The sequence below is a fragment of the Microbacterium croceum genome, from assembly GCF_023091245.1.
GTDB lineage: Bacteria > Actinomycetota > Actinomycetes > Actinomycetales > Microbacteriaceae > Microbacterium > Microbacterium croceum.
This window is the reverse complement of the sequence record NZ_JAHWXN010000001.1, coordinates 2,136,696-2,150,898: the sequence shown is the minus strand read 5'-3', so window position 1 is coordinate 2,150,898 and position 14,203 is coordinate 2,136,696. Positions and strand designations below refer to the sequence as shown.

13 protein-coding genes are annotated in these 14,203 nt (G+C 67.4%); 5 read left to right on the top strand and 8 right to left on the bottom strand.

Translation table 11 applies throughout. The features are described from left to right. The first annotated feature begins 76 nt into the window (after window positions 1–76). The gene (locus tag KZC51_RS10115) at window positions 77–946 is read left to right on the top strand and encodes a fumarylacetoacetate hydrolase family protein (protein ID WP_247629853.1); all 870 of its coding nucleotides are present in this window, start codon (window positions 77–79) and stop codon (window positions 944–946) included. Window positions 947–1,023: 77 nt separating this feature from the next. On the opposite strand, the gene KZC51_RS10110 is transcribed toward KZC51_RS10115, so the two are convergent. Both KZC51_RS10110 and KZC51_RS10105 read right to left on the bottom strand, forming a co-directional pair. Next, the gene (locus tag KZC51_RS10110) at window positions 1,024–2,484 is read right to left on the bottom strand and encodes an aspartate ammonia-lyase (protein ID WP_247629852.1); all 1,461 of its coding nucleotides are present in this window, start codon (window positions 2,482–2,484) and stop codon (window positions 1,024–1,026) included. Window positions 2,485–2,572: 88 nt separating this feature from the next. Continuing rightward, the gene (locus KZC51_RS10105) at window positions 2,573–3,493 is read right to left on the bottom strand and encodes a metallophosphoesterase (RefSeq protein WP_247629851.1); all 921 of its coding nucleotides are present in this window, start codon (window positions 3,491–3,493) and stop codon (window positions 2,573–2,575) included. 108 nt (window positions 3,494–3,601) lie between these two features. On the opposite strand from KZC51_RS10105, the gene KZC51_RS10100 reads away from it, so the two are divergent. After that, on the top strand, window positions 3,602–4,168 hold the full coding sequence (locus tag KZC51_RS10100; RefSeq protein ID WP_247629850.1) for a TetR/AcrR family transcriptional regulator: 567 nt from the start codon (window positions 3,602–3,604) through the stop codon (window positions 4,166–4,168). 21 nt (window positions 4,169–4,189) lie between these two features. Here the strand turns inward: KZC51_RS10100 and KZC51_RS10095 are convergent, their stop codons facing one another. Then, the gene (locus KZC51_RS10095; protein WP_247629849.1) at window positions 4,190–4,525 is read right to left on the bottom strand and encodes a peptidase; all 336 of its coding nucleotides are present in this window, start codon (window positions 4,523–4,525) and stop codon (window positions 4,190–4,192) included. After that, window positions 4,522–5,868: an inorganic phosphate transporter gene (locus KZC51_RS10090; protein WP_247629848.1), complete on the bottom strand. Its 1,347-nt coding sequence runs from the start codon at window positions 5,866–5,868 to the stop codon at window positions 4,522–4,524. Before KZC51_RS10090 ends, KZC51_RS10095 begins: the two co-directional genes overlap by 4 nt. A 156-nt stretch (window positions 5,869–6,024) precedes the next feature. On the opposite strand from KZC51_RS10090, the gene KZC51_RS10085 reads away from it, so the two are divergent. The 3 genes from KZC51_RS10085 to KZC51_RS17865 all read left to right on the top strand — a co-directional run bounded on the left by KZC51_RS10085 (window position 6,025) and on the right by KZC51_RS17865 (window position 9,168). Further along, window positions 6,025–8,121 carry a S9 family peptidase gene (locus KZC51_RS10085; protein WP_247629847.1) on the top strand — a complete coding sequence of 699 codons (2,097 nt, stop codon included), beginning with the start codon at window positions 6,025–6,027 and terminating at the stop codon, window positions 8,119–8,121. A gap of 189 nt (window positions 8,122–8,310) precedes the next feature. Next, window positions 8,311–8,493, top strand: coding sequence for a type IV toxin-antitoxin system AbiEi family antitoxin domain-containing protein (locus KZC51_RS10080; protein WP_247629846.1), 183 nt, complete (start codon window positions 8,311–8,313; stop codon window positions 8,491–8,493). 81 nt (window positions 8,494–8,574) lie between these two features. Beyond that, a complete protein-coding gene (locus KZC51_RS17865; protein ID WP_247629845.1) occupies window positions 8,575–9,168 on the top strand; it encodes an endonuclease domain-containing protein in 594 nt (197 codons plus the stop codon). 78 nt (window positions 9,169–9,246) lie between these two features. Here KZC51_RS17865 and KZC51_RS10070 read toward each other — a convergent pair whose 3' ends face one another. The 4 genes from KZC51_RS10070 to KZC51_RS10055 form a co-directional block, all read right to left on the bottom strand. Continuing rightward, a complete protein-coding gene (locus KZC51_RS10070; protein ID WP_247629844.1) occupies window positions 9,247–10,275 on the bottom strand; it encodes an ATP-dependent 6-phosphofructokinase in 1,029 nt (342 codons plus the stop codon). Window positions 10,276–10,482: 207 nt separating this feature from the next. Further along, complete coding sequence (locus KZC51_RS10065; protein ID WP_247629843.1) at window positions 10,483–12,627, bottom strand: DEAD/DEAH box helicase; 2,145 nt, start codon at window positions 12,625–12,627, stop codon at window positions 10,483–10,485. A 211-nt stretch (window positions 12,628–12,838) separates the two neighbouring features. Further along, window positions 12,839–13,789, bottom strand: a complete 951-nt coding sequence (locus KZC51_RS10060) for a bifunctional riboflavin kinase/FAD synthetase (RefSeq protein WP_247629842.1) — start codon at window positions 13,787–13,789, stop codon at window positions 12,839–12,841. Beyond that, window positions 13,786–14,199, bottom strand: coding sequence for a hypothetical protein (locus KZC51_RS10055; RefSeq protein ID WP_247630631.1), 414 nt, complete (start codon window positions 14,197–14,199; stop codon window positions 13,786–13,788). The genes KZC51_RS10060 and KZC51_RS10055 overlap by 4 nt, the downstream gene beginning before the upstream one ends. Between the last annotated feature and the right edge of the window lie 4 nt (window positions 14,200–14,203).

The following is a 14,203-nucleotide window of genomic DNA, read 5'->3' as shown; positions in this document are numbered from 1 at the left end:
GGGCCACAAGCGATACGGCCGGGATCTGGCGGACACCTCCAGGCTGATCGAGGCACCCACCCGGTAGCGTAGAGACATGCGGTTCGCTCATCTGCGCCGTGCCGACTCCCCTCGCGCGATTCTCGCCGTGGTGGAAGACGCCGACGCCATCCTCGTCTCTGACCTCCTGGCCGATGCTCCTGCGACCTTGCAGCAGCTCATCGAGGGAGGAGACGAGATGCTCGTCGCCCTCCGCGCGGCACTCGCGGACGGGTCCGCGCCGCGGTACCCGCTGGAGGGGTGGACCTTCGACTCCGCGGTTCTCGCACCGCCGGCTGTGCTCGCCGTCGGCCTCAACTACGCCGCACACTCCAGCGAGCTGGGTCTGAAGACCGATACGGCTCCGACCGTGTTCACGCTGTGGCCGAACTCGCTCACCGGGCACGAGCACACGACCTCATGGCCGCGCACCCTCAGCGAGGCCGTGGACTACGAGGCCGAGCTCGGCGTGCTCATCGGCACCCCCGCCAAGGACGTCACGCACGACGATGCGCTGTCCCATGTCTGGGGCTACACCGTCGTCAACGACATCACGGCCCGTAACGTCCAGTTCTCCGAGGCGCAGTGGTCGCGATGCAAGTCCTTCGACGGGTTCACCCCCACGGGCCCCTTCGTCGTGACCGCCGACGAGATCCCGGACCCGCAAGACCTGCATATCTGGACCGTCGTCGACGGGCACACCGTGCAGGACGCCTCGACCGACCAGATGGTCCGGTCGGTCGCCACGCTCATCACGCATCTGTCTCAGTCGCTGACCCTGCTGCCCGGCACGCTCATCTCCACCGGCAGCCCCGGTGGGGCCGGCTACTCGCGCGACCCGCAGATCTTCCTGCGCGACCGGTCGACGGTCACCGTCGGCATCGACGGCATCGGCGCACTCACCACGCACTGCCGCATCCTGGACTGATCGTTCCTGGGCCGATCGGCTCCGCGACATGACGAAAGCCCCGGCGAGATCGCGTCGGGGCCTTCGTCGTGCGTGGGTCAGATCTCGATGAGATCCTCCGGCGCGATGATCGGGATCGCGGCGGTGACCGCTTCGAGCCCGGACAGCCGCGCGGGAGACAGCTGCTTCATGACCTCGTCACGCGACATCAACCCGGCCTCGACCACGAGGTCTGCCACATTGCGGTTGGTGAGCAGAGCCGTCTTCGCCAGCGCGGCGGCCGCCGCGTAGCCGATGAACGGGGTCAGAGCGGTGATGACGCCGACGGAGGCGCCGACCATCGCACCGAGACGGTCGCGGTTCGCGGTGATGCCGTCGACGCAGTTGACGCGCAGCGTCCACATCGCCTGACGCATCCAGGTGATGGATTGGAAGATCGAGTGAGCGATCACCGGCTCGAAGGCGTTGAGCTGCAGCTGCCCGCCCTCCACCGCCATCGTGACGGTCATATCGGCACCGACGACGGCGAAGGCGACCTGGTTGACGACCTCGGGGATCACCGGGTTGACCTTGCCCGGCATGATGCTGGAACCGGCCTGCATGGCGGGCAGGTTGATCTCTCCGAGCCCGGCCTGCGGTCCCGAGGAGAGGAGGCGCAGGTCGTTGCAGATCTTGGAGAGCTTGATCGCATTGCGCTTGAGCGACGACGAGAACGACATGAAGGCGCCCGTGTCGCTGGTCGATTCGACGAGATCCGTCGCGGTGGACAGGTCCAGAGCCGTGATCTCGCGCAGGTGACGGAGCACTGCGGGAGCGTAGTCGGCATGAGTCGTGATGCCGGTGCCGATCGCGGTCGCACCCATGTTGATCTCGAACATCAGCGATGCGTTCTCGGTCAGACGGCTGTGGTCCTCGCCGAGTGTGGTCGCGAATCCGTGGAACTCCTGGCCGAGCGTCATCGGCACCGCATCCTGCAACTGCGTGCGCCCGACCTTGAGGATGTCGTGGAACTCGCCGGCCTTGCCGAGGAACGACCGGCGCAGCAGATCGAGCTCGTCGAGCAGCGAACGCAACGTCAACGAGAGACCGATCTTCACCGCGGTCGGGTAGACGTCGTTCGTGGACTGGCTGCGGTTGGTGTGGTCGATCGGCGACAGGAAGGCATAGTCGCCCTTCTCCCGCCCTGCTATCTCGAGTGCGATGTTGGTGATGACCTCGTTCGCGTTCATGTTGGTCGAGGTACCGGCGCCGCCCTGGATGACACCGACGGTGAACTGGTCGTGGAACTCGCCGTCGATGACGCGCTGCGCCGCCCGGTCGATGAGGTCGGCGCGCTCGGGATCCAGCACACCGATCTCACGGTTCGCCCGTGCGCTCGCCTGCTTGACCATCGCGAGCGCCCTGACGAGGTCCGGATACACCGAGATCGGACGCTTCGTGATCGGGAAGTTCGCATCAGCGCGAGCGGTGTGGATACCCCAGTACGCGTCGGCGGGGATCTCCATGCTTCCGAGCGAATCGGACTCGATGCGGGTAAGGGCAGGCGCGGCAGAAGCCATGTCACATCCTTGTGGGTCGTGGCGAGTGAGGAAGGTGGGGGATGCCTTCAGTCTACGCCCGCTTACCGGTTCCTCCCTCGGTGCGGGCTCAGCGCGCCGGTTTGCGGGAGAACGCCTCGAGGCGCTCCTGCGGGGTGAGCCGCGCCATCCGCTCCAGCCATGCGGCGGAGAAGTAGGCGCCGGTCGGCGCGTCCGTCACCGGCACGACGGTGTGCGTGATGGTGTCCGGGTGCACATGGACCAGTTGGAATGCCTGCGCGGCATCCATCCCGTTCACGTCGGGAGCGGGAAGGGCCACGTTCATCGTGTAGCACGTCGCCGACGAGACGCTCACGGGCACCCCTGCGAACATGCCGTGCGCGGAGTAGTGGAGATGACCGGCCAGGATGCCCCGCACGTCCGTGCCGCGGATGATCGCGGCCAGCTCGTCCTGATGCTGCAGCTCGAGGATGTCGAAGAGCGGAAGATGACTCGGCAACGGCGGATGGTGCATCGCCAGGAGCGTGCCGTGCGGAGCCGGCTCCTCGAGGATCCGCGCGAGCCAGTCGAGCTGCCCGCGGTCCAGATCGCCGTGATGCCAGCCGGGGACGGTCGTGTCGAGCGCGATCAACCGCAGCCCGTGGGGATCCCAGACACCGGTGACGGGTTCCTCGGTGGGTGCGAGGTCGAGGAGGCCGGCGCGCAGAGCCGGGCGCTCATCGTGATTTCCCGCGACCCAGATGACGACCGTGTCGAGCTCGGCCGCGACCGGCTCGACCGCGGCACGGAGGCGGCGATAGGCGTCGGGCTCCCCCAGATCGGCGAGGTCTCCCGTGATGACGATCGCCGCAGGATGGGGATGCACCCGTCGGATCGCGTCGAGGGTGCGCGCGAAGTTCGCCTCCACGTCGTACCGGCCCCCGAGACTCTCTCCCCCCGCCAGGAAATGCGGATCGCTGACATGGATGAGCACGTGCGATGCGGGCTGATGCCGCCCGAACACATACTCCTCATCGAGAGTCGTAGACATGCCATCAGCCTAGGCGGGAGCACCTCATCGCATCCGGCCACGACGGAACGTGTCCCCGGACACCTACGCGACCACGACGGCTGTCGTGCTCCCACTAGCATGAGGGGCATGGCCAAGAACGAATCACGACGACGTCTCCTTGCGGATGCCGGGCTCACAGTACTCGCCCGCGAAGGCTCACGCGGACTCACCCACCGCGCGGTGGACGAGGCGGCCGGCGTTCCCACCGGCACCACATCGAACTATTTCCGCAGCCGCGAGGCTCTGGTCACCGGTCTCGTGGATCGCATCGGCGAACGTCTCGCCCCGTCGGAGAATGACCTCGCGCGACGCGGATCCGCCGAGCCGGGACCCTCGCTGTTCGCCGACTACCTCCGCGACATCGTGCGCCGCCTCACCGATGAGCGGGAAGTGACCCTCGCACTGTTCGAGCTGAGGCTGGAGAGCAGTCGGCGGCCGGAGGTCGCCGCCGTCCTCGGGGCCTGGCAGCGGGCCGGCTTCGAGGGCGATGTGTCGTTCAACGCCGCAGCGGGGCTGCCCGGCAGCCGCCAGGAGATCGCGCTCTTCCACTACGCGCTCGACGGAGTGCTGCTCGATCGCCTCACGACGCCGCTCGACCCTGAGACGTCGACCGACGAGATCATCGATGCTCTGGTGTCGGGGCTGCTGCGCTGACGAACGGGCCCATCACCCGGCTCAGTGGCCGACGACGATGATGAGGATGCCGCCGACGACCGCGATCGCGCAGAGCCCGAAGCAGACATAGGCGCCGATCAGCGACAGCTTCTTCTCCCCCTCGCTGAGCGGACTCTTCTTCGCCGCCTTCGCCGCCTGCTTCGCGGCACGGCGGAGATCTTTCTCGGTGATCACCGTGATGGCATCCGTGAACTCCGCAGGACTGACGACCGGGGCGCGACCGCTGCGGACCAGAAGACGCAGGCCGACCGCGTAGAAGGTGACGATGGACGCCGCACCGATCAGCGCAGCGGCGAACACCAGGAGAAAGGCCGACCAGTCGATCTCGACGTTCATTTCGACTCCTCGCTGCGCGTCGCCTCGGGTTCTTCGGCTTTCACAGCCGACGAGGAGCCCGTGCTGCGCGCCTTCTTCGTGGCCTTCAGCTTGGCCTCCGCCTTCGCCTTCTCCCGCGCCAGCGCACGGGCCTTGGCTTCAGCCTTGGCCCTCTCGATGCGCTGCTGACGACGCGTCGGCGGCGGGGTGTCGGGCAACTCGATCGCCAGGCCGGACTCGGCGACATCGCTCATCGCGTTGGCGGAGGTCACGGCGTCACGACGAGAGCGGAGGAACAGTCCGATGATCACGGCGAGCGCGAGAACGGCATCGATGAAGATCCCCCAGTTGCCCAGCCAGTTGATCAGCAGGGCTGCCAGCGCGCCCACGGCGCCGGCGGCGGGGAGCGTGAGGAGCCATCCGATGGCGATCCGGCCTGCCGTGCTCCAACGCACGCTGGAGCCGCGGCGTCCGAGTCCCGAGCCGATGACGGAGCCGGAGGCCACCTGGGTCGTGGACAGGGCGAACCCGAAGGCGCTGGAGGCGAGGATCGTCGCGGCCGTCGAGCTCTCCGCCGAGAATCCCTGCGCGGGCTTCACATCGGTGAGACCCTTGCCGAGCGTGCGGATGATCCGCCATCCGCCCAGGTAGGTACCGAGAGCGATGGTCACGGCACACGCGACGATGACCCACAGGTAGGGGTCGGCCTGCGATGAGCTCTGCCACCCGACCGTGATGAGGGCCAGAGTGATGACGCCCATGGTCTTCTGCGCGTCGTTCGTGCCGTGAGCGAGCGCGACGAGCGAGGAGGTGAAGATCTGCCCCCAGCGGAAGCCGTCGCGTCCGTCGGGTTTGTTGTCGTACCGCCGGGTGATCGAATACGCGATCTTGGTCGCGGCGAAGGCGATGATCCCCGCGGTGACCGGAGCGATCAGCGCCGGCAGGATGATCTTCGACAGCACCATGCCGAAGTCGATGCCACTGACCCCGACACCCACGAGCGTGGCCCCGATGAGTCCGCCGAACAGAGCGTGCGACGAGCTCGAAGGAAGCCCCAGAAGCCACGTGAGCATGTTCCAGGTGATCGCACCGATGAGGCCGGCGAAGATCATCGGCAGGAAGATGTCCGCCTTGATCCCGTCTTCATGGATGATCCCGTGGGACACGGTCTTGGAGACCTCGGTCGACAGGAAGGCGCCGACGAGGTTAAGGACGGCTGCAAGGAGGACGGCGGTCTTGGGCTTCAGAGCACCCGTCGCGATCGGCGTGGCCATCGCGTTCGCCGTGTCGTGAAAGCCGTTCGTGAAATCGAAGAAGAGTGCCAGCAGGATAACCAGCACGACGATGAGGGCTGCGGTTTCCACCGTTCGCTTTCGGTCGTTTGAGGAAGAGGGAGATGTCGACGGGATCGACGTGACGAACGAAGAGTTCACCGTGGGTTTGACTTCCGTTAACCGGCCCCGATGAATCTTCCCACCCTCCCCTGCGCCGGTCAACTTCACCTGGGATAGCGTGGAGCGGTGACTGATGCCCCGATCGCCCCCCGCCGCCCGACTGCACGCACCCACCACGGAGACACCGTGGAAGACGCGTATGAGTGGCTGCGGGAGAAGGAGTCCCCCGAAGTCATCGCACACCTGGAGGCGGAGAACGCCTACACCGACGCGCAGACTGCGCACCTCGAGGGACTTCGAGAGCGGCTCTTCCAGGAGATCAAGGGCCGGGTGCAGGAGACCGATCTCTCGGTTCCCACGCGGCGCGGCGACTGGTGGTACTACAGCCGCACCGAAGAGGGGGCGCAGTACGGCATCCACTGCCGAGCCGCGGCCTCGCCCGACGACTGGACCCCTCCGGTGCTCGAGCCCGGCGTCGCGGTTCCCGGTGAGGTCGTGCTGCTCGACGGGAACATCGAAGCGGAAGGACACGAGTTCTTCTCACTCGGCGCTTTCGACACCAGCGATGATTCCTCCCGGCTCCTGTGGTCGACCGATTTCGAGGGCGATGAGGTGTACACGGTCCACGTACGCGACCTCACCACCGGAGAGACGCTCGACGACGAGATCCCCGGCACCGCGAGCGCCTTCTTCACCCCTGACGGCACCTCGATCCTGTACACGACGCGGGACGACGCCTGGCGCCCGGACACGCTCTGGTTGCACCGCATCGGCACCCCGGTCAGCGACGACGTGTCACTCTTCCACGAGGCCGACGAGAAGTTCTGGCTCGGCGCGGGCATCACGCGCAGCCGCCGCTACCTGGTGATCGGCGTCGGATCCAGCATCACGAGCGAGGAGTACCTGGTCGACCTGACCGGAGACCTCACGGCCGCGCCCCAGCTGGTGTGGCCGCGCGAGGAGGGAGTCGAGTACTCGGTCGACCATGCCGTCGTCTCCGGAGAGGACCGGCTCTTCATCCTGCATAACAGGGATGCGCTCGACTTCGAGCTCGTGTCGGTTGCGGCTTCGGCGCCGACCGGCGACGTCCAGGTCGTGGTTCCGCATGTGGCCGGACGACGGCTGCTCGGCATGGATGCGTTCCGTGACTTCGCCACGATCGAGTACCGCAGTGAGGGTCTCGAGCGGATCGGGCTGCTCGACTACTCCTCCCATGCGGTCGACGAGCTCGCGTTCGACGAGCCGCTCTACTCGGCCGGTGTCAGCGGGAACCCGGAGTGGCATTCCCCCTACCTGCGCCTCGGCTACACCTCGTTCGTGACACCGGGAACGGTCTACGACCTCGACCTCGCCACCAGGGAGCTGCTGCTGCGCAAGCGTGCCACCGTGCTCGGCGGGTACGAGCCCGGCGACTACGGCCAGCAGCGGGCATGGGCGACCGCGTCCGACGGCACCCGGGTGCCGATCTCACTGGTCTGGAAGCGCTCGTTCGGCGCGCCGGGCGACACGCCGCGGCCCGTGCACCTCTACGGGTACGGCTCGTACGAGCACTCGATCGATCCCGGGTTCTCGGTCGCGCGCCTCTCCGCCCTCGACCGGGGAGTGATCTTCGCTGTGGCGCACGTGCGGGGCGGCGGCGAGATGGGACGTCAGTGGTACGAGGAGGGCAAGCTCCTCCACAAGAAGAACACGTTCACCGACTTCGTGGCATGCGCCCGGCACCTGATCGACGGCGGCGTCACCTCCCCCGACCGGCTGGTCGCCGAGGGCGGCAGTGCAGGAGGACTCCTCATGGGTGCCGTGGCGAACCTGGCCCCCGAGCTGTTCGCGGGCATCCTCGCTGGAGTGCCGTTCGTCGATGCACTCACCAGCATCCTCGACCCCTCTCTACCGCTCACGGTCGTCGAGTGGGACGAATGGGGGAACCCTCTGCACGATGCGGATGTGTACGCCTACATGAAGTCGTACACCCCCTACGAGAACGTGCGCGACGGCGTCGACTACCCGCGCATCCTCGCGGTGACCTCGCTGAACGACACCCGCGTGCTCTACGTCGAGCCCGCGAAGTGGGTCGCCCGGCTGCGCGAGGCCGGAGCATCGGATGTCTTGCTGAAGTGCGAGATGGTGGCCGGTCACGGCGGCGTCAGCGGCCGCTACAACTCCTGGCGCGAGCGGGCCTTCGAGCTCGCGTGGCTCCTGGACACGCTCGGACTCGCCGACTGAGTCGCCACGCACCGGGGTAGGCGATCTCTCCGGGGTAGGAGGATACTCGGCGATTCCGCCTCCCCCGGAGCATCCTCCTACGCCGGTGCACCGTCACTCCTTCTGCACACCGAATGAGGATCTCCCCTCACCCACAGACTCCATGCATCCCGTCCGCCATGGGGCCAGCGCCCCGTGCACACTCATCGGATGATCCCCCTCACCGAATGGATGCGCCAGCACCACGGCGTCGCTCACAGCAGCACGGTGCGCCTCGCGGGCTACGACGCGCATGCGGTCAGGACGGCGATCGCCTCTGGTGCCATCACCCGCGTACGGCGATCGTGGTTGGTCGACGTCGAGTGCTCGGATGAACGGCGTCAGGCGGCGTAGGCCGGCGGACGCGTCAGCTGCATCACTGCGGCGCGTGAGCTCGGCCTCTGGACTCCCGACACGGCATGCACCCACATCGCGGTGCCAGCGACGGCATCCCGCATCGGGAACTCCGCACTGATCGTGCATTGGGCACGAGGGCCGATCGACGTCCCGTCTCGCAGCGCCGAGGAACCGTTGCTCAACGTGCTGTTCCACGCGGCGCGCTGCCTGGAACCCGAGCAGGCGGTGCTCATCTGGGAGTCGGCGCTGCGCAGCGGCCTGGTGTCAGCGGGGCAGCTCGAGCGCGTCGTCTGGCATTCAGAACGTGCCACCCGTCTCGCGGAGGTGGCTTCCTCACTCTCCGACTCCGGCTTGGAGACGCGGTTCGTGTGGATCATGCGCGAGATCGGCGTCAGAGTGAAGCAGCAGATCTGGATCGACGGGCACCCTGTCGACGCGGTGATCGGTGAACGCCTGGTCGTCCAGAGCGATGGTTTCGCTCATCATTCCACGGCGAAGGACCGTCGCCGAGATATCAGCGCAGACGCGCGCCTCACTCTGCTCGGCTACACGGTGCTGCGGTTCGACTACCAGCAGCTGCTGTTCGACCCCGCGGGAGTGCAATCCACTGTCCGCATGGCGATGGCGCAGGGGCTACACCTCCGAGGGGCACGGAAACCGGACCGGAGGTAGGTGATCCCACCGGCGTAGGAGGATTCGTGCGGGATCTGCCTGCGGTCGCGGATTCTCCTACCTCCGCGAGGCTGAGGCTCAGCCGAAGAGAGCCGCCGCCTCGTCGTAGCGGCTGCGCGGCACGGTGTTCAGCTCACCCAGGGCTTCGGCGAAGGGGACGCGCACGATCTCGGTGCCGCGAAGGGAGACCATCTTCCCCCAGGCCTCCTCGACGAGCGCATCCGCAGCGTGGAGTCCCAGGCGGGTCGCGAGAACGCGGTCGAAGCCGGACGGCGATCCGCCGCGCTGGATGTGTCCGAGCACCGTCGAACGTGTCTCGATGCCGGTGATCCGCTCGATCTCCGGGGCGAGGATCTCGCTGATGCCGCCCAGGCGCGGACGGTTGAAGGCGTCGAGGCCTTTGTCGCTGTAGGCCTCGTCCATCCCCGTGAGGGTGAAGCCCTCGGAGACGACGACGAGCGGTGCACGGCCACGGTCGTGAGCGCTGCTGACGAGTGCGGTGATCTCGTCGATCGACATCGGCACCTCGGGGATGCAGATCACGTGGGCGCCGGCGGCCATGCCGGCGTGCAGAGCGATCCAGCCCACGTGTCGCCCCATGACCTCGGCGACCATGCAGCGCTGGTGCGAATCGCCGGTGGTGCGCAGCCGGTCCATCGCGTCCGTCGCGATGTTGACCGCGGTGTCGAAGCCGAAGGAGTAGTCGGTCGCGTGCAGGTCGTTGTCGATCGTCTTGGGCACGCCGATCACGTTGATGCCGTCCTTCGCGAGACGGTCAGCGGCGGCGAGCGTGCCTTCTCCGCCGATCGCGACGATGCCGTCGATGCGGTGGCCGTATAGCGTCTTCGCGATGTTCTCGGCGCCGCCACGCGGTCCCTCGTAGGGGTTGGTGCGACTGGTCCCGAGGATCGTGCCGCCGACCTTCGACAGACCCTTCACCTCGTGACGGGTCAGCGGGAAGAAGTCGCCGTCGACCACGCCGCGCCAGCCGTCGCGGATGCCGACGAACTCGATGTCGTAGGTCGTGGTGCCCTTCAGGACGATGCCGCGGATCACCGCGTTGAGACCGGGGCAGTCGCCGCCGCTCGTCAGGATGCCGATCTTCATGCTGTTGCCTTCAGACGTTCGGGAAAAGGGGGAAGAGGCGACGCTGCCTTCGATCGACACTAGTGCCAGCGCGCGGCCGGGCGCCATTCGAGGTGGATGAAAATCGCTGATCTTGACACGACCTCTGCGCCGAATCGCTGATCTTCCCAAGAATCGACCTTCAGGCGCCGCAACCGGCGACAAGAAGGTCGATTCTTAACGAGACTCTCAGGCGGATCCGAGCGCCTGCCGGAGCAGGTGCATGAGAGCCGCCAACTGCACGGGCTCGCCGGCGACCTCGTCGAGGGCCTCGCCGTCGAGCGCGCGGGCTGCGAGACCTTGCTTCTGGTCGATGAGCTCGGCGATCTTGGTGTCGATCGTGTGAGCGGCGATGATGCGCCACGCGGTCACGGGCTCGTCCTGGCCGATCCGGTGCACGCGGTCGATCGCCTGCGTCTGCTCCGCTGCCGTCCACGAGAGCTCTGCGAGCACGACGTTGGATGCCGCCTGGAGGTTGAGGCCGACACCGGCCGCGGTCAGGGAGCACACCGCGATCCCCACCTCGGAGTCGCCATTGAAGTCGTCGATCGCCTGCTGGCGCGCAGCGGTGCTCTGGTCACCGCGGATGGACACCGAACGGATGCCCACCGAGGCGAAGTGTGCCTCCGCCCGGTCCATCACGTCGATGTGCTTCGCGAAGAACACCACCTTGCCTACGGACCGCTGCAGCTGCGCGGCATAGTCGGCCGCGAGCTGCGCCTTCGCCTGTCCGATGCGACGCACCATCGTGAAGACGTTGTCGCCGCCGGTGCCCGACGCCTTCGACTCCTCGAGCTCGTTGTGCGCGACCATGCGGACGATGTCCTCGTCGATCTCGCCAGGGGCCAGACCACGGTCACCCCGCGCCTCGATGATGCGGCGGTACTTCGCGGCCAGCCGCTCCCCCAATTCGCGCTCGGCCTGGCGGATGCTGCGGCCGAACTCGTCGTCAAGCTGCACGGGAAGATCGGCGACGAGCTTGTCCGGCAGATCGGCCGCGACGTCCTTCTTCTTGCGCCGGACGATGCCCATCGAGATCACGGCGTCGCGCGCCTCGGGATAGAACGCCTTGTCCGCCGGGGTGTATCCGGTGGCGTCGAGCTTCTCCATGAGTTCGGGCCCCGGCTTCTCTCCGGTCGTCCAGCCGAGGAACCGCCAGATCGCGTCGAAGTCCTCGACGTCGTTGATGAGCGGGGTACCGGTGAGGGCGAGCAGGAGCGGCTTGCCCCCGGGGGTGCGCTCACGCACACGGGATGCCAGCGAGAGCACGTTCTGCGAACGCTGCGACGACAGGTTCTTGATGAAATGGGCCTCATCCACGACCATGCCGCGCAGACCGATCGACGACAGCCACGAGAGGTGACGGTCGAGGATCTCGTAGTTCACGATGAAGATATCGGCGAAGGCATCGATGTCGTCGCCGTCGCCCTGGATGACGGTCGCCCGGCGCTGCGGCGTCCACCGCTCGACCTCGCGCGCCCAGTTCATCTTGACGACGTTGGGGACGACGACCAGCAGCGGGTAGGCGCCGGCCACGGAGGCGGCGAGCAGCGACTGCGCCGTCTTGCCGAGTCCCGGCTCGTCGGCGAGCAGGAAGCTGCGATGCCCCGCACGCACGGACTCGAGGAAGCGCGACTGGTGCACCATCACCTCGAGGCCCTTGGGCGACAGATGGTCGTACTCGGGCGCCGGGGGCAGCTCCATGCTGGCAGCGGCGCCGCCGGCACCGGTCTCGAACGCCTTGTAGAGCGGACCCATCAGCTCCCAGCCGTCGAGTCGGCGACGCGGGGTGGTGGTGGCGCGCGGCGTGAGGTCGGGCGCGAGGAACGGGTTGGACAGCTGGCGGGCCTCGACCGAGGCCGGAGTCACCTGGCGTTCGGCGATCGCGGCCGGGACCACAGGTGCCTGGACCGGCGCGACGTCGGCGATGATGAGCTCCTCCGGCGCGAGTTCCGCGCCGGACTCGAGCAGCCAGTCCCTGCGCATGCGCTTGGCGACCGGCGAAGTGGCCTGGTCAGCCTCGAGGAGCTGGATGAGCGAGGTGTCCCGCGCGGCGGTCTTGGCCAGAATCGTCGCGACGCCGTCGAGGCGCTTGAGCAGCTCGGCGCGCGCCGGATCGCCGATCTCGGCATCCGACTTCACCCGCGCACGCTCCTCGCGCACCAGGAAGGCGATCACCTGGAACTTGACGCGGTTGGTCGGCCCCAGCTTGCCCCGTTGGGACTTCGCCTCGATCTCGCGCACCTTGCGCGCGAGGATCGGGATCAGCGGTGCCTCATCGTCACGACGAGACGTCTTCTTTCGCCGCGTGGCGGCGGTTGCCGTAGTCGGCATGCTCCTCCTGAGCGTGAAGGCCTGAGCATCGTGTGGATGCCGCAGCCGTTCTCGATGTCCGCGTGTGGCGTGAGCCAGGACCGTACGAACAGTAGATCTCGTTCTCGCCGATGCACGTATGAAACGTGAGGATCAGAGAGAACCGCCGCCCAGTCTACGCCATCGCGATCTGCCTGCGAGGATATCGGTCCGCGCGGTCGTGGGAAGCCGGCTACGCCTCTTCGGCGAGCACGCGTGCAGCGACGCGCACATCGTCCGCCATCTGCTCGGACAGCTTCTCCATGCCCTCGAATGCCACCATGCCGCGCAGCCGCTCGACGAACTCCACGGACACGTCATGCCCGTACAGATCCAGCCCGGTCTGCCCGAGCACATGCGCCTCGACCTGACGGACGAGCACGTCGTCGAACGTCGGGTTCGTCCCGACCGAGATCGCGGACGGATGCCGGATGCCGGTGTCGTGATCGACGAGCCACCCCGCGTACACGCCGTCCGCCGGCACGAAGGCATCCACGATGGGCGAGAGGTTCGCGGTCGGGAAGCCGAGCTCGCGGCCCCGCTTCAGCCCGTGGACGACCACTCCGCGCACATCCGGGTTGCGCCCGAGCACACGCGACGCCCCGGAGACGTCGCCCTCCATCAACAGCTCGCGGATCCAGGTCGAGGAGACGCGGCGCGGGGAACCTGGCAGGTACACCTCGTCGACGACCTCCACATCGAAGCCGTACTGCGGGCCGAGTTGGCGCAGCAGTTCGGGCGTCCCCGCGCCGCCCCGCCCGAACCGGAAGTCCTCCCCCACCAGCACGGTCGACACTCGCAACGCGGTCACCAGGATGTCGACGACGAAGTCCTCGGCGCTGCGTGCGGCGAGCTCCTCGTCGAAGGTGAGCACGAGCGTGGCGTCGAGGCCGAGTTCGCCGAGCAGCTCCAGCTTGCGGTCGACCGTGACGACGTTCTCGGGGCATAGGTCCGGTCGGAGGATGGCGAGCGGGTTCCGGTCGAAGGTCACGGCGATCGCGCGTGCACCGCTGGCGGACGCGCGCTCGTTCAGGCGGGCGATCACCGCACGATGGCCGGCGTGCACTCCGTCGAACTTGCCGATCGCCACCGCGCTCGGGCCGAAATCGGCCGGGATCTCCTCGGGGTCTCTGAAGACGATCACGCGGAGACCTCGACACGCGGCTGCTCGACAGCCGCAGGTCGATGCGTCCGCAACCACCAGATACCGAAGATCGGGAGGACGAGCGGGATGAACAGGTACCCCCGGCCGAACAGCGACCACACCGTCTCATGCTGGAACAGCGCGGGAAGCAGAATGCTGAGTAGCCCGACCACCAGCACGCCGGTCAGTTCGAACACGATCGCCAGCCAGGCGACCGTGTACCACCCGCGGCGTCGCGCGAGGACGAGGGCGAGCGTCGCGAGGATGTACACGACGGCTGCGAGAGCGGACAACGAGTACGCCAGCGGCGCCTCGTCGAACCGGCGGACGATCTGCACGAAGCTGCGTCCGGTCGCGGCGAGCGCCATGACGGCGTAGACGATCACCAGGACGCGACCGATTCCGGTCATCCGG